The 22,223-nt window shown below is 73.6% G+C and carries 16 protein-coding genes and 2 pseudogenes; 12 read left to right on the plus strand and 6 right to left on the minus strand.

What is annotated here, in order from left to right:
• On the minus strand, positions 1-2,151 hold a 2,151-nt coding region (locus ACZ4S3_RS08915), incomplete at its 3' end, for a DEAD/DEAH box helicase (RefSeq protein ID WP_467928654.1).
• Between the two features lie 311 nt (positions 2,152-2,462).
• Between ACZ4S3_RS08915 and ACZ4S3_RS08920 the strand changes: the two genes are divergently transcribed.
• Positions 2,463-3,197 carry a ferritin-like fold-containing protein gene (locus tag ACZ4S3_RS08920; protein WP_467928658.1) on the plus strand — a complete coding sequence of 245 codons (735 nt, stop codon included), beginning with the start codon at positions 2,463-2,465 and terminating at the stop codon, positions 3,195-3,197.
• An 83-nt stretch (positions 3,198-3,280) separates the two neighbouring features.
• Here the strand turns inward: ACZ4S3_RS08920 and ACZ4S3_RS08925 are convergent, their stop codons facing one another.
• The 4 genes from ACZ4S3_RS08925 to ACZ4S3_RS08940 form a co-directional block, all read right to left on the minus strand.
• Positions 3,281-3,571: a hypothetical protein gene (locus ACZ4S3_RS08925; protein WP_467928662.1), complete on the minus strand. Its 291-nt coding sequence runs from the start codon at positions 3,569-3,571 to the stop codon at positions 3,281-3,283.
• Between the two features lie 235 nt (positions 3,572-3,806).
• Complete coding sequence (locus ACZ4S3_RS08930; RefSeq protein WP_467928666.1) at positions 3,807-4,034, minus strand: DUF3107 domain-containing protein; 228 nt, start codon at positions 4,032-4,034, stop codon at positions 3,807-3,809.
• A gap of 139 nt (positions 4,035-4,173) precedes the next feature.
• On the minus strand, positions 4,174-4,815 hold the full coding sequence (locus tag ACZ4S3_RS08935) for a TetR/AcrR family transcriptional regulator (protein ID WP_467928671.1): 642 nt from the start codon (positions 4,813-4,815) through the stop codon (positions 4,174-4,176).
• A 148-nt stretch (positions 4,816-4,963) separates the two neighbouring features.
• Positions 4,964-5,185 (minus strand): hypothetical protein, encoded by a 222-nt coding sequence (locus ACZ4S3_RS08940; protein WP_467928676.1) that lies wholly within the window; start codon positions 5,183-5,185, stop codon positions 4,964-4,966.
• 138 nt (positions 5,186-5,323) lie between these two features.
• On the opposite strand from ACZ4S3_RS08940, the gene ACZ4S3_RS08945 reads away from it, so the two are divergent.
• From ACZ4S3_RS08945 to moeZ, 9 genes and pseudogenes are all read left to right on the plus strand, one after another.
• Positions 5,324-6,319 carry an alpha/beta fold hydrolase gene (locus ACZ4S3_RS08945; protein WP_467928681.1) on the plus strand — a complete coding sequence of 332 codons (996 nt, stop codon included), beginning with the start codon at positions 5,324-5,326 and terminating at the stop codon, positions 6,317-6,319.
• Between the two features lie 8 nt (positions 6,320-6,327).
• Entirely contained in the window at positions 6,328-7,863 is a 1,536-nt protein-coding gene (locus ACZ4S3_RS08950; RefSeq protein WP_467928684.1) for a DUF3152 domain-containing protein, read from the plus strand.
• 39 nt (positions 7,864-7,902) lie between these two features.
• A pseudogene (locus ACZ4S3_RS08955) lies at positions 7,903-8,459 on the plus strand (ABC transporter substrate-binding protein); the annotation flags it as partial.
• A pseudogene (locus tag ACZ4S3_RS08960) lies at positions 8,398-8,643 on the plus strand (ABC transporter ATP-binding protein); the annotation flags it as partial. The pseudogenes ACZ4S3_RS08955 and ACZ4S3_RS08960, both read left to right, overlap by 62 nt.
• Before the next feature lie 178 nt (positions 8,644-8,821).
• A complete protein-coding gene (locus ACZ4S3_RS08965) occupies positions 8,822-10,597 on the plus strand; it encodes a DUF3492 domain-containing protein (RefSeq protein ID WP_467928689.1) in 1,776 nt (591 codons plus the stop codon).
• The gene (locus ACZ4S3_RS08970) at positions 10,594-11,733 is read left to right on the plus strand and encodes a hypothetical protein (protein ID WP_467928693.1); all 1,140 of its coding nucleotides are present in this window, start codon (positions 10,594-10,596) and stop codon (positions 11,731-11,733) included. Before ACZ4S3_RS08965 ends, ACZ4S3_RS08970 begins: the two co-directional genes overlap by 4 nt.
• 243 nt (positions 11,734-11,976) lie before the next feature.
• Positions 11,977-12,939 carry an NAD-dependent epimerase/dehydratase family protein gene (locus tag ACZ4S3_RS08975; protein WP_467928696.1) on the plus strand — a complete coding sequence of 321 codons (963 nt, stop codon included), beginning with the start codon at positions 11,977-11,979 and terminating at the stop codon, positions 12,937-12,939.
• A complete protein-coding gene (locus ACZ4S3_RS08980) occupies positions 12,927-13,742 on the plus strand; it encodes a spherulation-specific family 4 protein (RefSeq protein WP_467928699.1) in 816 nt (271 codons plus the stop codon). Before ACZ4S3_RS08975 ends, ACZ4S3_RS08980 begins: the two co-directional genes overlap by 13 nt.
• Positions 13,743-13,826: 84 nt before the next feature.
• On the plus strand, positions 13,827-15,005 hold the full coding sequence (moeZ, locus tag ACZ4S3_RS08985; RefSeq protein WP_467928703.1) for an adenylyltransferase/sulfurtransferase MoeZ: 1,179 nt from the start codon (positions 13,827-13,829) through the stop codon (positions 15,003-15,005).
• A gap of 138 nt (positions 15,006-15,143) precedes the next feature.
• Here the strand turns inward: moeZ and ACZ4S3_RS08990 are convergent, their stop codons facing one another.
• The gene (locus tag ACZ4S3_RS08990) at positions 15,144-18,119 is read right to left on the minus strand and encodes a lysylphosphatidylglycerol synthase transmembrane domain-containing protein (RefSeq protein WP_467928707.1); all 2,976 of its coding nucleotides are present in this window, start codon (positions 18,117-18,119) and stop codon (positions 15,144-15,146) included.
• A 221-nt stretch (positions 18,120-18,340) separates the two neighbouring features.
• On the opposite strand from ACZ4S3_RS08990, the gene ACZ4S3_RS08995 reads away from it, so the two are divergent.
• A complete protein-coding gene (locus tag ACZ4S3_RS08995; protein WP_467928710.1) occupies positions 18,341-18,700 on the plus strand; it encodes an MGMT family protein in 360 nt (119 codons plus the stop codon).
• 122 nt (positions 18,701-18,822) lie between these two features.
• Complete coding sequence (locus ACZ4S3_RS09000) at positions 18,823-22,197, plus strand: ATP-dependent helicase (protein ID WP_467928715.1); 3,375 nt, start codon at positions 18,823-18,825, stop codon at positions 22,195-22,197.
• Positions 22,198-22,223 lie beyond the last annotated feature (26 nt).

Below are 22,223 nucleotides of genomic sequence, written 5' to 3' on the forward strand. Positions count from 1 at the left end.
CGCGTCGGCGGCGGGCTTGGCCGCGGCGGACTTGCGGGTGCGCTTCGGCTTGGCCGGGGCCGCCTCGGCGGTGTCCAGCGCGGCCTCCACGGCCTTGGCGGCTGCCGTCTTACGGGTCCGCTTCGGCTTGGCCTCTGCCACATCCGTGCCGTCGACCGCGTCGGCGGCGGGCTTGGCCGCGGCGGACTTGCGGGTGCGCTTCGGCTTGGCCGGGGCCGCCTCGGCGGTGTCCAGCGCGGCCTCCACGGCCTCGGCCGCCTTCGCCGCGGCGGTCTTGCGTGCCCGCTTGGGCTTGGCCGGGGCCTCGTCCGCAGCTTCGGCCGCGTCGACCACGGCCTCGGCCTCGGCAGCGGCCTCGGCCTCCGCCGCCACCGGCCGGACGGCGCGGGTACGGCGCCGGCGCGGCTTGGCGGGTGCCTCGGCCGGAGCCTCGGCAGCCGGGGCGGCCGGGGTGACCTCCGCGGCCTCCGCGACCGTCTCCGCGGCCTCGGGAGCCGCTACGGCCGCGGTCTGCGCCGTGCCCCGGGTACGACGGCGGCGCCGCGGCTGGCGCGGCTCGACCGCACCCTCGGCGTGCGCGCCCTCGGCGGTGTCCATCGCCTCACCGGCGGCAGCCTCGGCAGCCGGGGTGACCTCCGCACCGTTGCGCGTGCGACGGCGCTGGCGCGGCGTACGCGTCCGCTGGGGCCGCTCCTCCTCGACAGCCGCCGCCGCCGGCTTACGGCCACGGCCGCGGCCGCCGGTCTCGCCCAGGTCCTCGACCTCTTCGGCGGCCAGCCCGGCGCGGGTGCGCTCGCCGCGCGGCAGCACGCCCTTGGTGCCCGCGGGGATGCTCAGCTTCTCGTAGAGGTGCGGGGAGGTGGAGTAGGTCTCCTCCGGGTCGTCGAACGACAGGTCCAGCGCCTTGTTGATCAGCTTCCAGCGCGGGATGTCGTCCCAGTCGACGAGGGTGACCGCGGTGCCCTTGGCGCCCGCCCGGCCCGTACGGCCGATGCGGTGCAGGTAGGTCTTCTCGTCCTCGGGGGACTGGTAGTTGATGACATGCGTCACACCCTCGACGTCGATGCCGCGGGCGGCGACGTCGGTGCAGACCAGGACGTCGACCTTGCCGTTGCGGAAGGCGCGCAGCGCCTGCTCGCGGGCGCCCTGACCGAGGTCGCCGTGCACCGCACCGGACGCGAAGCCGCGCCGGGAGAGCTGGTCGGCGATATCGGCCGCGGTCCGCTTCGTGCGGCAGAAGACCATCGCCAGGCCCCGGCCGTCGGCCTGGAGGATGCGGGAGACCATCTCCGGCTTGTCCATGGAGTGGGCGCGGAAGACGTGCTGGGTGGTGTTGGCGACGGTCTGGCCCTCGTCGTCCGGCGCGGTGGCGCGGATGTGCGTGGGCTGCGACATGTAGCGGCGGGCCAGGGAGATGACCTGGCCGGGCATGGTCGCGGAGAACAGCATCGTCTGCCGCTTGGCCGGCAGCAGCTGGATGATCTTCTCGACGTCGGGCAGGAAGCCCAGGTCGAGCATTTCGTCGGCCTCGTCCAGGACCAGGCTCTTGACCTGCGAGAGGTTGAGCTTCTTCTGGCCGGCGAGGTCGAGCAGACGGCCCGGGGTGCCGACGACGACGTCGACGCCCTTCTTGAGCGCCTCGACCTGCGGCTCGTACGCGCGGCCGCCGTAGATCGCCAGCACCCGGACGTTACGCACCTTGCCGGCGGTGAGCAGATCGTTGGTGACCTGCTGGCACAGCTCGCGGGTGGGGACGACGACGAGGGCCTGCGGCGCCTCGGTCAGCTGCTCCGGCTTGGCGCGGCCCACCTCGACGTCGACGGGGACCGTCACGCGCTCGAGGAGGGGCAGTCCGAAGCCCAGGGTCTTGCCGGTGCCGGTCTTGGCCTGGCCGATGACGTCGCTGCCGGAGAGGGCGACGGGGAGCGTCAGCTCCTGGATGGGAAAGGGGGAAACGATGCCGACGGCCTCAAGGGCCTCGGCGGTCTCGGGGAAAATCCCGAGCTCTCGGAACGTAGACAGAATCTTGCCTCTTCTGTGAGACGCGGCGTGAGGCGGCGAAGGGGGTCGTACCGTGCCGTCGTACCGGTTCGTACGGGGGCCGACCTGAGGGAGCCGGATGGCGCGGGACCACTGCCAACGCTCAGGCACTCCTGCCGCGAGCGGTGTCCCTCCTGCGCTGCGTACGTCACGTACGCGCCGCGGGGAAGGGCGGTCGGTTGGAGCCGATCGGGCCACCGACCGGGCATCCGCTTTCGTGGAAGAACCCACCGACTGCTCGGCAGGTCCATTACCACTGTACCCCGGATGCCGCGCCGCATCCGAAGGCTTGTATGAGTGAGAAATTCGTCACGCCCCCGCGCACCCCGGAAGCGCGGGGTCGCCGGCTCGTTCACACGCGCTGGGACGGAGTGGCTGACCAGGGCCTTCCCCCGGCCGCCGAGCGGGCTATTGTGCCGGTCATGGAGACGCCTGACACCGCCAACGACGCGCCAGCACTCACCGGGATCGCCGCCCAGGACTGGGCCCAGGCATCCGCCGACCCGCAATACCGGGCCGCCGTGATCGATCTGCTCGGCGCGCTCGCGTACGGCGAGCTGTCCGCCTTCGAGCGCCTGGCCGAGGACGCCAAGCTCGCCCCGACGATGGATGACAAGGCAGAACTGGCCAAGATGGCCTCGGCCGAATTCCACCACTTCGAGCGGCTGCGGGAGCGGCTGGCGCAGATCGAGGCGGAGCCGAACGAGGCGATGGAGCCGTTCGCCGCCGCGCTGGATGAGTTCCACCGCCAGACCGCGCCGTCGGACTGGCTGGAGGGCCTGGTCAAGGCGTATGTCGGCGACTCGATCGCCAGTGACTTCTACCGCGAGGTCGCCGCCCGGCTGGACTCCGACACCCGGGGTCTGGTGCTCGCCGTCCTCGACGACACCGGGCATGCGTCGTTCGCCGTCGAGAAGGTGCGCGCGGCCATCGAGGCCGAGCCGCGGGTCGGCGGGCGCCTCGCCCTGTGGGCGCGGCGACTGATGGGTGAGGCGCTCTCGCAGGCGCAGCGGGTGGTCGCGGACCGCGATGCGCTCTCGACGATGCTGGTCGGCGGTGTGGCGGCCGGCTTCGACCTGGCCGAGGTCGGCCGGATGTTCTCGCGGATCACCGAGGCACACACCAAGCGGATGGCGGCGCTGGGCCTCGCCGCATAGCGCGCCCACCGGCAAGCAAGGGACCGGCCGCCCTCCTGGGCGCCGGTCCCGTGTCGTTCCGCGGAGCGGGAGCACGCCGCGCGTCAGGCCGTCCGGTGCCCCTTCAGGGGCGCACCCGGCCGGCGCACCCGGCGGCGCGGCGGTCGGACCAGCAGCGAGAGCAGCGCCGCGCCCACCGCCAGCGCCGCGACCATCACCTGGGCGGGGTGCCCGGGACCGAGGATCGAGCGGGTCAGCAGCGCGCCCAGCAGCGCGGCGACCGGGCCTGTGGCCAGCGTCAGGGTGCGTGACGGAAAACGGTCGGAGAGCCAGTGCGTCGCCGACAGGGCGATGGCGAGTCCGATGACGACGGCGCCGAGCGCTTCCCAGATCATCCCGTTCCCTCCCGGTGACAAGCATGACAAGCCCGACCGGACGAACAAACCGGACGAACGAGTCGGTTGTTACCCGTCGTACCCAGGGGGCACCGCGGGCAACCCTCCCGTGCGTCACGCGAGCGCCCGTGCGTCACGCGAGCGGAGGGGGGAACGGCGAAGGGCGGCGCCCGGAGAGCGAAACTCTCCGGGCGCCGCCCTTACCGCCTCGGGCGCCGCGTGCGACGCCCGCTGCTCAGAGCGCGCCGAAACCGACCTTGCGGGCGGTCGGCTCGCCGATCTCCACGTAGGCCAGCCGGTCCGCGGGGACCAGAACCTTGCGACCGTGGTCGTCCACCAGGCTCAGCAGCTGCGACTTGCCGCTCAGCGCATTGGACACAGCGCTCTCGACCTCTTCGGCAGACTGCCCGCTCTCGAGAACGATCTCGCGGGGTGCGTGCTGCACGCCGATCTTGACCTCCACGGCTTATGTCCCTCCGACGGTCTGGGGTCCCCCAGCGTGAGCTGGGGAGGGTGCGCGGCCGTCCGCGCCGTACGGAGCACACATTAGCCCGGCACGGCGACGGACAGGACGCCGCCGAGCACGCCCGCAGCGAACAAGGTCAGTGCGTGTCGGAGCCGTGCAGCGGGAATCCCGCGATGCCCTTCCAGGCGAGCGAGGTCAGCAGCTGCACCGCGGTGTCGCGCGGCACCGTGCTCTCCGAGGACAGCCAGTAGCGGGCCACCACCTGCGAGACCCCGCCCAGCCCCACCGCCAGCAGCATCGCTTCGTTGCGCGCCAGGCCGGTGTCCTCCGCGATCACCGCGCTTATCGCCTCGGCACATTCCAGCGACACCTTGTCCACCCGCTCGCGGACGGCCGGCTCGTTGGTCAGGTCCGATTCGAAGACCAGCCGGAAGGCGCCGCCCGGGTCCTCGACATAGGCGAAGTAGGCGTCCATCGTGGCGGCGACCCGCTGTTTGTTGTCGGACGTCGACGCCAGTGCCGTACGCACCGAGTGCAGCAGTGCCTCGCAGTGCTGGTCCAGCAGTGCCAGATACAGATCCAGCTTGCCCGGGAAGTGCTGGTAGAGCACCGGCTTGCTGACGCCCGCCCGCTCGGCGATGTCGTCCATCGCGGCCGCGTGGTAACCCTGCGCGACAAACACCTCCTGGGCGGCGCCCAGAAGCTGATTGCGCCGAGCGCGGCGTGGCAGGCGTGTGCCCCGCGGGCGCGCTGCCTCGGTCTGCTCGATGGCGCTCACGCTGCCTCCCAGAAGTTGTTCCGTACGCGGTACGCGCAAGACGGTGCACCGCGCCCGCCATCGTACTTTTGGGTAACCCGGCTGTGCGTGGTCCGAGGTGAGAATTTCTGCCCGGGACCGCCGACCGAAGCCGACATAACAGTCCAGGTCATCGGTATTCGTCTTCGTTGAGTTCCACCACGCGGGCCTGCTCGGCGAGATCGGCCTCGTTGGCGGCGGCGGGGTCGACGGCCGTCAGCGGGTCGTCGTGGTGCGGCGCGACATCGGCGTGCTGTTCGGCGGCGTCCGGTTCCGGCGCCTCCACATCGAACTCCGTCATGTCGTTCGCTTCATCCTCAAAGGTTTCCGGGTCGGTCGGGTCGACAGGCATCATGGCTCCCTTTCTCGCGGCAGGGGCCGGGGCGGCTGCCCTTGCCTACGAGCCTAGGAGAGCGGCACCCGCAGCGCGATGCGGTGTGTGACCGCGAACACACAATCGGGGGCGTGATCGTCTCGTAACATCGACTGCATGTCTTCGACCGACTCGCCGGACACTCGGACCGCCGCTCTCCCGGTGCCGCCGGCCGGCCCCGGATCCCGGCCGGGCGCGGCGGAGACGGTGCGCCGCGTCACCCTCTCGGGCCTGACGCTCAGCGTCCGGACACCCGTGGACGGCGATGCGCCCGCGCGCGAGCCCGCGCTCTATGTCCACGGCCTCGGCGGTTCCTCGCGGAACTGGTCCGACCTGATGCCGCTGCTCGCCGACCGGGTCGACGGCGAGGCGCTCGATCTGCCGGGCTTCGGCGAGTCGCCGCCGCCGGACGACGGCAATTACTCCGTCTCCGCGCAGGCCCGCGCGGTCATCCAATATCTCGACGCCTCGGGGCGCGGCCCGGTACACCTCGTCGGCAACTCCATGGGCGGCGCCGCCTCGACCCGGGTGGCGGCCGTACGCCCGGATCTCGTGCGCACCCTCACACTGATCTCCCCGGCCCTGCCCGAGCTGCGGCCGCAGCTGACGGCGGTGCCCACTGCGCTGCTGGCGGTCCCCGGCATCGCCCGGCTCTTCAGCAGGGCCACCCAGGACTGGACGCCCGAGCGCCGCACCCGCGAGGTGCTGGCGCTCTGCTACGGCGACCCCGCGCGGGTCACCCCCGAAGGCCTCGGCTCCGCCGTCGAGGAGTATGCGCGGCGGCTCCAACTCCCTTATTTCTGGGAGGTGATGGAGCGTTCGGCGCGCGGTCTGGTGAACGCGTACACGCTCGGCGGGCAGCACAATCTGTGGCGTCAGGCCGAGCGGGTACTCGCACCGACGCTTCTCGTCTACGGTGGGCGCGACCGCCTGGTCTCCTACCGGATGGCGCGGCGGGCGGCCGCGGCGTTCCGCGGTTCGCGGCTGCTGACACTGCCGGAGGCGGGGCATGTGGCGATGATGGAATACCCCCAGGCGGTGGCGCGGGCCTTCCGCGAGCTGCTGGATGCACACGATGTGACCGATGTGACCGCTGATGCGGGCAGGAGCTGACTCGCCCCGTGGGACGCCATAGCCGCCGAGGCCGGCCCGAGACCGCAGGTGACCTCTCAGGGACGGCCGGTCCGTCCGGTGCGCCGGGTGCGCCCGGCGGCGGCCCGTCGGGCGGGACGGTACCCGCACCGGGGGCCGGTCCGGGACGCCGCCGACGCCAGGCGCCCACCGGCGATCCGGCCACCGAGGTACGCGGCGGCCATCCCGAACAGCGTGAGCCGGGCGGCGGCTGGGGCGCGCTCCCCACGACGCCCCCGCCGGGCGGTCCCAGGATTCCCCGGCCGCGGTCGGCCCAGGCACCGGGGTCCGCTCCGGCGGGCGGTCCGGCGCGCGGGCCCGGCGGTCCGGGTGCCGGGACGGTCCAGGGGATCGTCGGCGGGCCGGCCGGGAGGCCGCGGCCCGAGTATGTGGACGCCTTCGAGGACGATGACGTCTTCCGGGCCGGCGCCCCCGGGCGAGGCGGTCCGGAAGACGGTCCCCACGGCCCCGGTCCCCACGGCGCCGGCCCGTTCGGCCCCGCCGCGGACGCCCCGGCGGGCGATATGGCGGGCGGGATGGCGGGCGGTATGGAGGGCGGGATACCGCCCGGCGGCCGGTTCACCGGGCGGTCCGTGGTCTTCGACCGTAATGAGATCGACGAGCTGGACCGGCAGGCCGGACTCGGCGCCGAGGGCGTGGAGCCCGACGGCCTCGACGCGGACGACGAGTCCGATGCGCAGGCCGAGGAGGCGGGCCGTAAGGGCACCAAGGGCCGTACGTTCACGGGCGCGGCCGCCGCGGCGGTGACGACGGTGCTCGCCGTGGTCATCGCGGGCCAGGTCGCCGACCAGCACAAGGACGGCGACGCGGCGCAGCCGCGCAGCGGCGCGGACCATACCGACGACGTCGACGGCGAGGCCTCCCGGTCGCAGGCCCGGCCCACCCAGGACGCCAAGCCCGCCTCCTACGAGGCGCAGATGGCGCAGGTCTTCCCGCTCGACGCCAAGATGACCGCCACGGGCACGTTCACGCCGGTCGGCGGGGACGCCAAGGCGCCGGGACACGGCAAGGTGCTGCGCTACCGCGTCGACATCGAGAAGGGGCTGCCGCTGGACGGCAACCTCTTCGCCGAGGCGGTGCACAAGACCCTCAACGACGACCGCAGCTGGGCGCACGGCGGGCGGATGACCTTCCAGCGGGTGGCGTCAGGGCCCGCCGATTTCGTGATCTCGCTGGCGAGCCCCGGGACGACCGCCGCATGGTGCGCCAAGTCCGGTCTGGACACCTCCGAGGAGAATGTCTCCTGCGATTCGGCGGCGACCGACCGCGTGATGATCAATGCGTACCGGTGGGCGCAGGGCGCGAAGACCTACGGCCCCGACAAGATGCACGCCTACCGCCAGATGCTGATCAACCACGAGGTCGGCCACCGGCTCGGGCACAACCACGAGGCGTGCAGCAAGCAGGGCGCGTTGGCCCCGGTGATGATGCAGCAGACGAAGTTCCTGACGACGGACGGCGTCACCTGCCGCCCCAACTCCTGGCCGTTCCCGGCCGCACGCTGACCGGGCCCGGCGGCCGGTGCCCGCCGGGCGTGAGACGGGGTGTCTCCCTGCCTCGCCGGCGGCGCCGTCGCCTGCGGGCCCGAGGACGCCGGCGACCGGAGCGGCGGCGCGCCCGCGAAGGGCGGCACGCTGACCGTCCTCAACTCCGACCCGCAGACCAACTTCGACCCCGCGCGGCCGGCGCCAAGGCCGTACCGGATCTCGCCACCGACACCGGGCGCCCCAGCAAGAACGCCACCGTGTGGACCTACACGCTCAAGGACGGGCTGAAGTTCGAGGACGGCTCGCCGATCACCAGCGCCGACATCAAATACGCCATCGAGCACTCTTTCGCCGCCGAACTCTCCGGCGGCGCGCCCTGTCTGCGGGACTGGCCGGTCGGCGGCGACACCTACGAAGGGCCGTACAAGGACAAGTCCAAGGACGGCCCGAAATCGATCGAGACGCCCGACGAGAAGACCCTCGTCTTCCCTCTCCGCAAGCCCGAAGGGGAATTCCCGCTGCCGGCGACGCAGACCCAGTTCGCGCCGGTGACTGCTCGCCGAACTGCGCCGGGAACTGGGCCTCTCGCTGATCTTCATCGCCCACGATCTGGCGGTCGTACGGGCGGTCAGCGACCGGGTCGCGGTGATGCGTGCCGGGCGGATCGTGGAGGAGGGCCCGGTCGACACGGTGTACGACCGTCCCGAACATCCCTACACCCAGGGCCTCCTGGCGGCCGTCCCGGTGCTCGACCCGCAGGTCGCCGGGGATCAGCGGACGCTACGGGCTGTCGCGTAGCGATCACATAGCGCGCTGAAACGCCACCAGGGGTGGAAAGTCACGCGTATTCACCCCTTCCGGTGGCGCGATGGACAACCGTCCATCGCGCCACCGGCCCCTTTGCATAGCTTCTCCCTGCAGGTGACGGCCGGGCCGTCGCGCCAGGGACACCGACAGAGAGGGCGGGGTTGCACTCGTGCGCATCGCATTGCTCACCGAGGGTGGCTATCCGTATGCGACCGGTGAGTCGCACGCGTGGTGCGACCGGCTCGTGCGCGGGCTCACCGGCCATGAATTCGACGTCTACGCCCTGAGCGCGGACGCCCGCCAGGAGGCCGCCGGCCCGGCCGGGCTGCCCGCGCACGCACGGCTGGTCCGTACCGCGCCGCTGTGGGGCGCCTTCCCCGGTGAACACCGCGACCACCGCAGGCCCGCCGAGGAGCGCCGGGTCCGTGCTGCCGGCCGCCGCGAACGGCGCTGCTTCGCCGAGCACTTCGCGGATCTCGCGGCGGCCTTCGCCGCGCCGCCCGCCGAGGAGGGACGGATGGGCTCCGACGGCCCCATGATCGACAAGGCGGACCGTTTCGCCGCCGGTCTCTACGGGCTCGCCGACCTGGCCCACGCGCACGGCGGCCTGCCCGCGCTGCTCCACTCCGAGGACGCCGTCCGGATCCTGGAAGCCGTCTGTCGCGGCCCCCGCGTGCTGCCAGCCGCCCACGACGCCCAGGTACGGGACCTGCTCACCGTCACCGGGCAGCTCGAACTCGCGCTGCGCCCCCTCTCGCTGGACTGGTACGACGCCGGTCCGCCGGGCCTGGGCGGCGCCGACCTGTGCCACGCCACCTCCGGCGGCGCGGCCGCCCTCCCGGGGCTGCTGGCCAAACGCTTCTTCGGCACCCCCCTCCTGGTCACCGAATGCGGCGTACGGCTGCGCGAGCACTACCTCGCGCGCGCCGCGGCACCCCTGACCGCGCCGGTGCGCGCCCTGCTCGCCGCCTTCCAGGGGGCGCTGGCCGCCGAGACCTACGCCCAGGCCGCGCTGATCACCCCCGGCAACACCCACGCCCGGCGCTGGCAGCAGCGCTGCGGCGCGGACCCCGCCCGGCTGCGCACGGTCTACCCGGGCATGGACGCACGCCGCTTCGCCGCGGTCGCGGACGCCGCGGCCGACGACTCCAAGACCCTGGTGTGGGTCGGCGCCATCGAACCCGCCAAGGACATCATCGGCCTGCTGCACGCCTTCGCGGAGATCCGCAAGGCCGAGCCGGAGGCCACGCTGCGGATCATCGGCGGCACCGGCCGCGACCCCCAGGCCCCCGCCTACCGCGCACACTGCCGGGCGCTGGCCGCCCAGCTCTTCCCCGACGAGGCCGCCGACGACCGCACCGTCGGCGAGAACCCCGTCAGCTTCGAGGAGATCGGCAGCCCCGAGGTGCCCACCCTCCAGGACGCCTACGCCGCAGGCGCCGTACTGGTGCTCTCCAGCGTCGTCGAAGGGTTCCCGCGCTCCCTGGTGGAGGCGATGTTCTGTGGCCGCGCCACGGTGTCGACCGATGCCGGAGCGGTCTGCGAAGTGATCGGGGGCACCGGCCTGGTGGTCCCGCCGCGCAACCCGCGCGCCCTCGCCGAGGCCTGCCGCGCCCTGCTCGGCGACCCCGACCGGCGGGCCCGGCTGGGCGCGGCGGCCCGTGCGCGGGCGCTCGAACTGTTCACCGTGGAGCAGAACATCGCGGCATTTCGTGGCATCTACCTGGAGCTGATCGCGCACGCCCCGGGGCGCCCGGCCGCCTCCGGCGCGGCCTATGAGGACGGTGTGCCGCGGCCGTTCGACCACCCCGCCGAGTCCCATGTGCCGGGCCGGTGGGCCGTGACCCCCGTGGGGCGGACCCCCACCTGGGCGGTGGAGGACGACGGCGGTGTGCTCGTCGATGCGGTCCCCGCCCCGTCCGCGGGGAGAGGAGAGCGAGCATGACCGTGCCCACCCGCAAGGAAGCCGTCACGCGCCCCGTACGCCGGGGCCCCGCCGACCCGGTGAAGGCCCTGATGCACCGCCACCGGGAGCTGTGCGAACACGCCGTCGACCCACTGGAGATCGCCGCAGGGCTGGAGGCGCACGGCGTCACCGACCGCAGCGCCGCACGCTTCCGCCACCGGGACGTCTTCTCGCTGGCCGAGGAGCTGTACGCCCGGGTGCCGCGCGCCGAGGCGGCGACGTTCACCGCGCCCCCGCCCGAATCCGTACCGCGGCCGCGGGCCGTGCGCGCGGCGCTGCAGCTGCTGCCCGGAGCGGTCTGCGCCGCGACCCTCGCCGCGCTCGCCGCCGCCCAGCCCTCAACCACCCTGGTACGACCGGCGGTTACCGTCGCGGGCGCCGTGCTGGTCGCCCTCGCCGTGCGGCTGGCCGTACGCACCGGACCGCTGCGGGCCCGCCACCAGGGCGGCGGCGCCGCGGGCCTGTGGATCTGCTGGACCGTGGGCTACGCGGTCTACGGCCACTGGCTGCTGGCCGAACTGCCCGGCGGCGGCCCCGATCTGCCGCCCCACCCCCGGGCCGCCGTCGCCATCGCCGTGGCGCTGACCTGCGCCGTCGCGCCCGCCGCCGGGTGCGCCCGCTGGTTCGCGGTACGCGGGCGGCGCGGCCTGGCCGCCAGCCGCCAACTGGTCGAACTCGCCGCCCGGGTACGGCCGTTGCTGCTCGGCGCCACCGGGCTCTTCCTCGTCGCCCTGGTGGCGCTGCTGACCGGCGCGGCCGCCGCCCTCCAGGACACCGGCGGCATGGACCTGACCGCGGCCGCCGCCCTGGGGCTGCTGCTCTTCCTCGCCCGGCTGCTCGCCGTCCACGGCTTCCCCCGGGCCGCCGCCACGGGCCTCGCCACGGCCGCCGCCCTGGAGGCGCTCGCCCCCGCCCTGCTGCTCACCGCCCGGCTCCCCGGACTGACGCCGCTCGGCGCCCCCGTGGAGGCGCTGCTCCGCGCCGCGGGCCCCGCAGCCGTGGCCGCCGTCGCCTGCACGGCCACCGCGCTCGGCCTCCTGGCCTACGGCCTGCGGGCGCTGACCGGCGCCTGGGCGCACTCGCCCGCCGCAGCGGCGGAGGCGAACCGGCCGTGACCCTCCGGATACCGGCCGGCCCGCACCCCGCCGCACCCCCGCCCCACGCACCACGCCCGAAGCGGCACCCCGACACGGCCGCTTCGCCCACTTCGCCGCGGACCCCACCCCCCACGTGGCCCCCGCCCCCAGGGCGGACGCCGACCCCGCGGCCGAAGCCGACGTACTTCCCTCGATCCGCCTTAGGAGCACGACCATGAACGTCCACCCGACCACACGTCACGGGCACCGGGGGGCCGCACGATGAGGGTGCTGCTCATCGGTGCCAACGGATATCTCGGCCGCTACGTCGCCGACCGCCTGCTCGCCGACCCCGCCGTCCAGCTCACCGCCCTGGGGCGGGGCGACGACGCAGACGTACGCTTCGACCTGGCCACCGGCAGTCCCGGCGCGCTGACCCGGTTCCTCGACGCCGTCCACCCGGGCGTCGTCGTCAACTGCGCGGGCGCCACCCGCGGCGGCGCCCGCGATCTGACCCGGCACAACACCGTCGCGGTCGCCACCATCTGCGAATCCCTGCGGCGCAGCGGCTGCGGCGCCCGCCTCGTGCAGTTGGGCTGCGCCTCCGAATACGGGCCCTCCCAGCCCGGCTCCTCCACCGCCGAGGACGCGGTACCGCGCCCCGGCGGGCCCTACGGCGTCAGCAAGCTCGCGGCCACCGAACTGGTCCTGGGCTCCGGCCTCGACGCCGTCGTCCTGAGGGTCTTCTCGCCGGTCGGTCCCGGCACCCCGGCCGGATCCCCGCTCGGCCGGCTCGCCGAGGCGATGCGCCGCGCCATGCAGTCCGGCGACAGCGAACTCAAGCTCGGCGGGCTCGGCGTCCAGCGCGACTTCGTCGACGTACGCGACGTCGCACGCGCCGTGCACGCCGCCTCGCTGTCCGCCGCGCAGGGCGTGGTCAACATCGGCACCGGCCGCGCCGTACGGCTGCGCGAGGCCGCCTCCGTCCTCGCCCGGGTCGCCGGATTCGGCGGCGCGCTGCACGAACTCGACTCGCCGCCCGCCCGGCTGCTCATCCCCGGCCCCGGACCCGGCCCCGACCATCCGGTGGGCCAGCCGCCCGCCACCTACCCGTACCCGGACGGCTGCGGCACCTGGCAGCAGGCCGATGTGCGCACCGCCCGCGACCGGCTCGGCTGGCGTCCGCGGATCGTCCTGGAGGAGTCCCTCGCCGACATCTGGATGGAGGCCGCATGTCGTATCTGACCACCCCCACGAGCCTCACCCGCGCACCCACCGGAGCCGGCCCCCTCGGCATCGGCGTGCCCGGCTTCGCCCACCCGCTGCTCGCGCCCACCGAATGGGCCGAACTGCTGCGCTGCTCGCAAGGGCCGGGGGCCGTCGCCGCATCCGGGGACGAAGGCGCCGGCCGCGCGGGCCCCGTGCAGTGGGCGGTGCTCGATGTCTGCAACGGCCCCGGGGCCCGCCCCGACCCGCACTGCCTGCCCGCCGTCGCGGGCCTTCGGGAGACCGGGGTCCGGGTGCTCGGCCACCTGGACATGGGGCGCGGCGCCCGCCCCTTCGGTGAGCTGATTTCCGACGCGCACCGCTTCCTGGAGTGGTACCGGGTCGACGGCTTCTGGCTGGACCGCTGTCCCACGGACCGGACACTGCTGCCCGAAACCCGGCGGGTCGCCACCTGCCTGCGGACCCTGCGCGAGGACGCCTACCTCGTCTTCGGCCACGGCTCCCACCCCTGCCCCGGCTACGCCGAGTCCGCCGACCAGCTCGTCACCTTCGCCGGCTCCTGGGCCGACTACCGCTGGTCCCAGGTGGCGGAGTGGACCGCCGAATACCCGCCCGAGCGGTTCTGCCACCTGGTCCACGGCGTTCCCCGTACGCATCTGGAGGAGGCGCTGCGCATCGCCCGCTGGCAGGGCGCGGGCACCGTGTACTTCACCGACCGCCGAGCCGCCACGGCGGCGGGTGCCGTCGGAGATGCCTGGGAGTCGCTGCCCGGCTACTGGGACGAATTCGTCTCGCGCATCGGAACGGGTGTCTCGGAATGAAGAAGGGCGTGGCAGTGTTACGAGAGATTGTCCCCGCAGTACGGGGGCGGTCCCCGTACTGAGATACCGACCAACGGAGTCCCCGTGTCGCTGCCACCCCTGGTCGAGCCCGCTTCGGAGCTCACCGTAGACGAGGTCCGCAGGTACTCCCGCCACCTGATCATCCCCGATGTCGGGATGGACGGGCAGAAGCGGCTGAAGAACGCCAAGGTGCTGTGTGTCGGCGCCGGCGGCCTGGGCTCGCCCGCGCTGATGTACCTGGCCGCGGCCGGCGTCGGCACCCTCGGCATCGTGGAATTCGACGAGGTCGACGAGTCGAACCTGCAGCGCCAGATCATCCACAGCCAGGCGGACATCGGCCGCTCCAAGGCCGTGTCCGCCAAGGACACGGTGCTGGGCATCAATCCGTACGTCACGGTCAACCTGCACGAAGAGCGCCTGGACTCCACGAACGTCATGGAGATCTTCGCGGAGTACGACCTGATCGTCGACGGCACGGACAACTTCGCGACCCGCTACCTGGTCAACGACGCCTGCGTGCTGCTGAACAAGCCGTACGTCTGGGGTTCGATCTACCGCTTCGACGGCCAGGCATCGGTGTTCTGGTCCGAGCACGGCCCCTGCTACCGCTGCCTGTACCCCGAGCCCCCGCCGCCCGGGATGGTCCCCTCCTGCGCCGAGGGCGGCGTCCTGGGTGTGCTGTGCGCCTCCATCGGCTCCATCCAGGTCAACGAGGCCATCAAGCTGCTCGCCGGCATCGGCGACCCGCTGGTCGGCCGCCTGATGATCTACGACGCCCTGGAGATGACCTACCGCCAGGTCAAGGTCCGCAAGGACCCGGACTGCGCGGTCTGCGGTGAGAACCCGACCGTCACCGAGCTCATCGACTACGAGGCCTTCTGCGGCGTCGTGTCCGAGGAGGCCCAGGAGGCGGCGGCCGGCTCCACGATCACTCCCAAGCAGCTCAAGGAGTGGATCGACGCCGACGAGAAGATCGACATCATCGACGTCCGCGAGCCGAACGAGTACGAGATCGTCTCCATCCCCGGCGCCCGGCTGATCCCGAAGAACGAGTTCCTGATGGGCACCGCCCTCCAGGACCTCCCGCAGGACAAGAAGATCGTCCTGCACTGCAAGACGGGCGTCCGCTCCGCCGAGGTGCTGGCCGTACTGAAGTCCGCGGGCTTCGCCGACGCCGTCCATGTCGGTGGCGGCGTCATCGGCTGGGTCAACACCGTCGAGCCGGAGAAGCCGATCTACTGAGGCCGCCGAGCCGCACGCAATGCACCGAAGGCGCCGGTCCGCATCCCGCGGACCGGCGCCTTCGTGCCGTTGTCTTCGTGCAGTTGTCTTCGTGCCGTCGCCGGTGTGCCGTCGGCGGTGTGCCGTGGCGGCGGCCGCTCAGATCTCGCCCTTGCGGGTCAGGTAGTTGAACGACACCCAGCCCGGCAGCACCGGCAGCCAGAACACCATCAGCCGGAACAGCAGCACCGCCGGGAACGCCGTATCGCGGGTGAGGCCGGCGAAGGTCAGAGCGACGATCAGCGCACCCTCCACGGCGCCCACGCCACCCGGGGTCGGGGCGGCCGAGCCCAGGGCGTTACCGGCGAGGAAGGCCACCGCGATGCTCGCGTAGCTGATCTTGTCGCCGCCGCCGAACGCCCGGATCGACGCGTCCAGGCACATCACATTCGCCGCGGTCAGCAGCAGCATCCCGCCGATACCGGTGATCAGCTTCCGGGGCCGCTGGAGGATGTCCAGCATGCGCGGCACGACGCCCGCGAACAGCGACCGCACCCGGGTGGAGACGAATTTCCGCAGCGCCGGGACCGCGGTCACCACCAGGACCAGTACGGCCACCGTCAGCAGCCCCGCGATGACCGTGCGGGACGGCGAGATCTGCGGCGCGTGCTCGGTGCCGGTCAGATAGCCGAAGGCCAGCAGCAGCAGGATGTGGCTGCCCAGGCCGAACAGCTGGGACGCGCCGACGCTGGCCACCGCCAGACCCGACCGGACCCCGGCGCGCTGCAGGAAGCGGGTGTTGAGCGCCACACCGCCGATCGCCGCGGGCGCCACCAGCTTCACGAAGTTGCCCGCGATCTGCGCGATGACCGTCTTGACGAACGGCACCTTCTCCGTGACGAAGCCCAGCAGGCTCATCGCCGCCGCGGGGTACGTCAGCGCCGAGAAGAACATCGCCACCAGGACCCACACCCACTGGGCCCGGCTGATCACATCGCCCAGGTTGAAGTTGGTCAGCTGCGACATCAGCAGATACGCCGCGAACGCCCCGGCGATCCAGCTGATCAGGATGCGCGGGCTCAGCCGCTCCAGCTTCGCCGGTTCGATCATCGCCGTCGGACGGATCAGCAGCACCTGGCGGCGGATCTGGGCCAGCAGATCCTCCTCGCGGGCCCCCTCCGACGCCTCGTCCAGGGCGCGCTTCTCGGCGTTCTTCGCCGCGTGCCGCTCGGCCCGCAGCGTCTTGCGGTCCTTGGGTCCCGCCGCCTCCCGAGCCTCCCGCGCCTCCTTGGCGGCCTGCGAGGCGGCCAGCACCGCCTCCCGCTCGCGCTTGGAGCGCTCGCGGGCCAGCTGGCGCAGCGTGGCGCGGGTGGTGCGGCTGAGCGCGATCGGCTGCAGCAGCGGCAGGCTGTCGGCGACCGCGTCCGGGCCGAGCACCTCGACGGCCGCGGCCACCGCCCGCTCCGCACCGACCCGCAGCCCGCAGGTGGCCAGCAGCTGGGCGATGTCCATGCGCAGGACCAGGTCACCGGCCGCGATCTCCCCGCCGCGCAGCTCGGTCAGAACGATGTTGCCGGAACGATCCACCAGAAGCGCGTCACCCACCAGCCGCCGGTGCGCGATCCGCCGCGACTGCAGGGCTTGGACCTGCAGCCAGGCGCTGTGCATCAGCGCGTCGGTGATCTCCTCGTCGGCCAGCGCGTCGAGGGTACGGCCGCCGATGTGCTCGTAGACCAGCATCACCGCGTCCGGCCCGAGCTCGGAGGTGGCGATCAGCTTGGGTGCGTTGGCGCCGGCCGCGATGGCCGCGTACGCCAGCAGCGCCTCCTGCTCCAGGGCCTGGCGCAGCGACTGCAGACTGCGGCGCTGGTTGATGCCGCGCAGCGACAGCCGCCGCCACACCCGGTAGAAGAAGCCCTGCGCCTGCTGCTCGCGGTCGACGACGGTGACGTCGATGGGCGGGCCGTCCTCCAGGGTGACGAGGTAGCGGCGGCCGCGGTCGGCGTGCTCGGGGTGGTCCGGCTGGGCCGTGTCCTCGGCGGTTCCGGCGGTTCCGGCGGCCCCGGCGGTGCCGGCGTTCTCGGCCCGCATGGCGCTGACCGGATGGAAGCCGACCCGGCGCAGCCCCGCCAGGAGGTTCTGGCCGGTGGGGCGGACATTGGGGGAGCCGACGGCGTAGAGCGTGCCGTAGGCGACGGTCCAGCCGATCAGTACGGTCGTGGCGATCGCGAACGGCGTGGTGTACTGCCCGACCAGCACCGCGAACGCGTCCAGCAGCAGCACCGCCCACATCGCGACCCGCCAGCGCGGCCGCCGGGACATGCCCACCGCCGTCATATAGGCGATCACGGGCGCCAGATAGCTGTGTACCGGCGCCGACAGGGAACCGTTCTCCAGCGGCTGCGTGAGCGCGGCCCTGATGGACGGCGGGGCCGCCTCGGCCACCCACAGATCGGTGGCGAGCGACACGCCGTGCGCCAGTACGGCCGCCAGCACGCCGTCCGCGATCCGCAGCCCGTCCCGCTTGATCAGCCGCTCCACGGCGAACGCCACCGGCACGATCAGCACCGCGACGCTGGATGTCAGCCCCGCCAGGTTGATCAGCAGCTCGGGCGCCGCCCCGAAGCCCTTGCCGATGTCGTTCTTCAGGCCCTGGGTGGTGCCGTGCGCAAAGGTGGCAAGTCCCAGGACCAGCGCGATCCCGACGATGCCCAGCAGCAGCCGCAGCAGGTCGGAGGGGCGGTGCACCCGGGCGGGCAGCAGCGGCTCGTCGCCGGAGACCTGGTCGACGTGGAACTCGCCGTGCTCGTCGGCACCCGGATCGGCGCGGTGCGAGCCCGTACGGGGTGCACCGCGCACCGCACCGGTGGCCGGCGCCGTGTCCTCGGTGAGCTCGGCCGGCTGCTCGGGGCGCTCCTTGGGCTCGTGGTGCGGCTCCTCGTCGTGCCGTGCGCGTGGCTCGGGGTCCGCGGGCTCTCTCGGCCTCTCGGACGCCTCGGGTCGTTCGGCCTTCTTGATCGTGCTCGCCTTTTCCGTCGGCTTGGGGGCGCCGGCGGCCAGCGCTTCAGGGGCGCCCGCCTCCCGTGGAGGCGCCGCACCCTGCTGCTGGGCCGTCTCTTCTTGATCTCGTATCACCAGTCACCGTCCGGAAGATGGTGGCACGGCCGACCGGTGGCGGCGGGCATCAGGGTGCATTTCGGGGGCGGGGGAAGCGGAACGGCTTCCCCCGCCGCCCTCCTGCCCGGCAGCTGCCGCCGCCCGTCCACGGCCGCCGGCACCTCGCCGTCGGACCTCCACGGGGCGTGCGGACCGTCTGTCCGATCCCATTGTCGGTGCCGTGCGGCAGGATGGACCGAATGAGTGGGAGTGGAGAGGTGGAGACGGACACCGAAGCCGCTGAGCTGCCCGCCTACGCGGAACGGGTGCTGAGCGTCGCCGAGCTGATCCCGGCGGGGCGGGTCATGACGTACGGGGACGTGGCCGAGTGGCTTGAAGAAGGAGGCCCGCGGCAGGTGGGCAGGGTGATGGCCCTCTACGGCGGCGCGGTGCCCTGGTGGCGGGTGGTGCGCGCGGACGGCGCCCTGCTGCCCGGCCACGAGCTGCGTGCGCTGGCGCACTACCGCGACGAGGGCACGCCGCTGCGGGAGGCGTCCCGCGCCGCCGAAGGCCACATACCGAGGATCGACATGCGACGGGCCCGCTGGGACGGCTCGTGAGCCGCCTGGCGTAGCGTTCTCCGGCACCGCCGTCCCGGACGGCCGGATGCCCGGCGCCCCGAGGCGCGCCCACCACCCGCACCACACCAAGATCAGCAACCCCACCAGGACCGGCGATCCACGTGAGCTCCTCCTTCTCGGCCTTCCCGTCGACGCCGCCGCACCGGGCGGCGCGGCGGGACGCCCCCGGCGCGTACCGACTGGTGCGTACGCCGCCGGTGCCGGTGGATCCTCCTGCCTTGGACGCAGCCCAGCGCTCCGTGGTTGACCACCGCCACGGACCGCTCCTGGTGCTCGCCGGACCGGGCACCGGAAAGACCACGACCCTGGTGGAGTCGGTGGCCCGCCGGGTGCGCGACGGCGCCGACCCCGAGCGGATCCTCGTCCTGACCTTCAGCCGCAAGGCCGCCGTGGAGCTCCGCGACCGGCTCGCCGCCCGCCTGGGCAACCCGGAGGGCCGGCCTCCGGGACCGTCGGCGAAAGGCCGTGGCCGGCGGCGGGCGGGCGCCCCCCAGGCCACCACGTTCCACTCCTTCTCCTACGCCCTGGTCCGCGCCCACCAGGACGCGGACCTCTTCGCCGACCCGCTGCGCCTGCTCTCCGGCCCCGAACAGGACCTCGTCGTCCGCGAACTCCTCGAAGGCCAGGCCGAGCTGGCGGACGACGGCCGCGCCCGGGTGAGCTGGCCGGACGAGCTGCGGGCCTGCCTGACCACCCGCGGCTTCGCCGACGAGGTCCGCGCGGTGCTCGCCCGCAGCCGCGAACTGGGCCTGGGCCCCGACGCCCTCGGCGCCTTCGCCCGCCGCACCGGCCGCCCCGACTGGAGCGCCGCCGCGGCCTTCCTGGCCGAATACCTCGACGTCCTGGACGCCCAGGGCGTGCTGGACTACGCCGAACTGATGCACCGCGCCGTGCTGCTCGCCGAAGACCCCCGCGTCGCGGCGCAGCTGGCGGCCGCCTACGACGCGGTCTACGTCGACGAGTACCAGGACACCGACGTCGCCCAGGTACGGCTGCTGCGCGCCCTGGCCGGCAACCACGGCGCGCCCGCCACCCCCGGCTCCCCGGGCCGCACCCTCCTCGCCTTCGGCGACCCCGACCAGTCGATCTACGCCTTCCGCGGCGCCGACGTGGGCGGCATCCTCGACTTCCCGGAGACCTTCCGGCGCGGCGACGGCACCCCCGCCCCGGTAGCGGTCCTGGGCACCTCCAGGCGCTCGGGCGCGGCCCTGCTGGCCGCCACCCGCCTGCTCACCCACCGGATGCCGCTCACCCGCTTGCCGGCCCACAAGGTACGGGCCCACCGCGCGGTGGCCCCCGTACGCGACGGTGGCCGCGTCGAGGCGTACACCTACCCCACCCCGGGCGCCGAACTGGACAACATCGCCGACATCCTGCGGCGCGCCCACCTGGAGGACGGCGTGCCCTGGCACGAGATGGCCGTCCTCGTCCGCGCCGGAGGGCGCTCGATCCCCGCCGTGCGCCGGGCCCTCACCTCTGCCGGGGTGCCCCTCGACATCGACGGCGACGACCTTCCCCTGCGGCACGAACCGGCGGTCGCACCGCTTCTGGGGGCGCTGCGGGCGGCGGCGCGCGCGGTGCTCGACGGCACGGCTGCCCCGCTCGACACAGAGACCGCCATGGACCTGCTCACCTCCCCCCTGGGCGGCATGGACTCCGCCGACCTGCGGCGGCTGGGGCGCGCCCTGCGCGAGGAGGAGCGGGCCGCGGGGCAGGCGCTGCCCCGGCCCTCCGACGAGCTGATCGCCCGAGCGCTCGCCGAACCGGAGCGCCTGGTGGCCCACGATCCGGCGTACGCCCGCGGCGCCCAGCGGCTCGGCCTGCTGCTGCGCAAGGCCCGCGAACTGCTCGCCGGCGGCGGCACCGCCGAAGGGGCCCTGTGGGAACTGTGGGACGGCACCTCCTGGCCGCAGCGCCTGGAGCGGGCCGCCCGGCGCGGCGGCGCGGCCGGCCGCAACGCCGACCGCGACCTGGACGCGGTGGTCGCCCTGTTCGAGACCGCGGCCCGCGCCGAGGAGCGCACCGGCGGCCGCGGCGCCCTCAACTTCCTGGAGGAGCTGGACGCCCAGGACATCGCCGCCGACACCCTCACCCGCCGCACCGTGCGCCCCGATGCCGTACGGCTGATGACCGCACACCGCTCCAAGGGCCTGGAATGGCACCTCGTGGTCGTCGCCGGCGTCCAGGAGGGGCTCTGGCCCGACCTGCGCCGCCGCGGCTCGCTCCTGGAGGCGGACCGCATCGGCGGCGACGGGCTGGCCGAACCCCTCACCCCGGGCGCGCTGCTCGCCGAGGAACGCCGCCTGTTCTACGTGGCCGCGACCCGCGCCCGCGAGCGCCTGGTGGTCACCGCCGTGAAGGCCGCCGCCGACGACGGCGACCAGCCGTCCCGCTTCCTGACCGAGCTCGGCGTCACCCCCCAGGACGTCACCGGCCGTCCCCGCCGCCCGCTCTCGGTCGCCGCCCTCGTCGCCGAGCTGCGCGCCACCACCGTCGACCCGGACGCCACTCCGGCGCTGCGCGACGCCGCCGCCCGGCGGCTGGCCAAGCTCGCCGCGCTCAGCGACGACGACGGCCACCCCCTGGTGCCCGCCGCCCACCCCGACAGCTGGTGGGGCCTGCACGAAGCCACCCACAGCGGCGTCCCCCTGCGCGACCGCGACCATCCCGTGGTGCTCTCCGGAAGCGCCCTGGACCAGCTCGCCAACACCTGCTCCCTCCAGTGGTTCCTGGGCCGCGAGGTCAAGGCGGACAAACCTGCCACCACCGCCCAGGGCTTCGGCAACGTCGTCCACGTCCTCGCCGACGAAGTCGCCTCCGGCCGCAGCCCCGCCGATCTGACCGTCCTGATGGCGCGCCTGGACTCCGTCTGGGACGCCCTCGCCTTCGACGCGCCCTGGAAGTCCCGCCAGGAGAAGGACACCGCACGCGCCGCCCTGGAGAGATTCCTGCGCTGGCACGTCATGGAACGCGAGACCCACGGCCGGGACTCCGTCGCCGGCGAACACGGCTTCGACGTCACCCTCGAAGCCGGCGCGTACGAGGTCCGCATCCGCGGCAGCATGGACCGGGTCGAGCGGGACGCCCAGGGCCGCGCCTACGTCGTCGACTTCAAAACCGGCAAACAGAAGCCGACCGGCCCCGAGGTCGCCCGCCACCCCCAGCTCGCTGTCTACCAGCTCGCGGTACGCGAAGGCGCGGTCGACGAGGTCTTCGGCGGGCACACCCCCGAACCCGGCGGCGCGGAACTGGTCCACCTGCGCCTGGGCGCGCCCCAGAAGGAGGGCGGCGACGCGCTGCCCGCCGTACAGGTACAGCCGCCGCCCGAAGGCGAATGGGTCGGCGAGCTGCTCGCCACCGCCGCCGGCCGCGTCCTGGAGGAACGGTTCACGCCCACCACCGGGACGCACTGCACCCACTGCGCCTTCCGCGCCTCGTGCAGCGCCCGGCCGGAGGGCCGGCACATCGTCGAGTGAGCGGAGCGGGACCCGCGTCGGCCGCC

This window comes from Streptomyces sp. NPDC028368 (genome assembly GCF_055565615.1).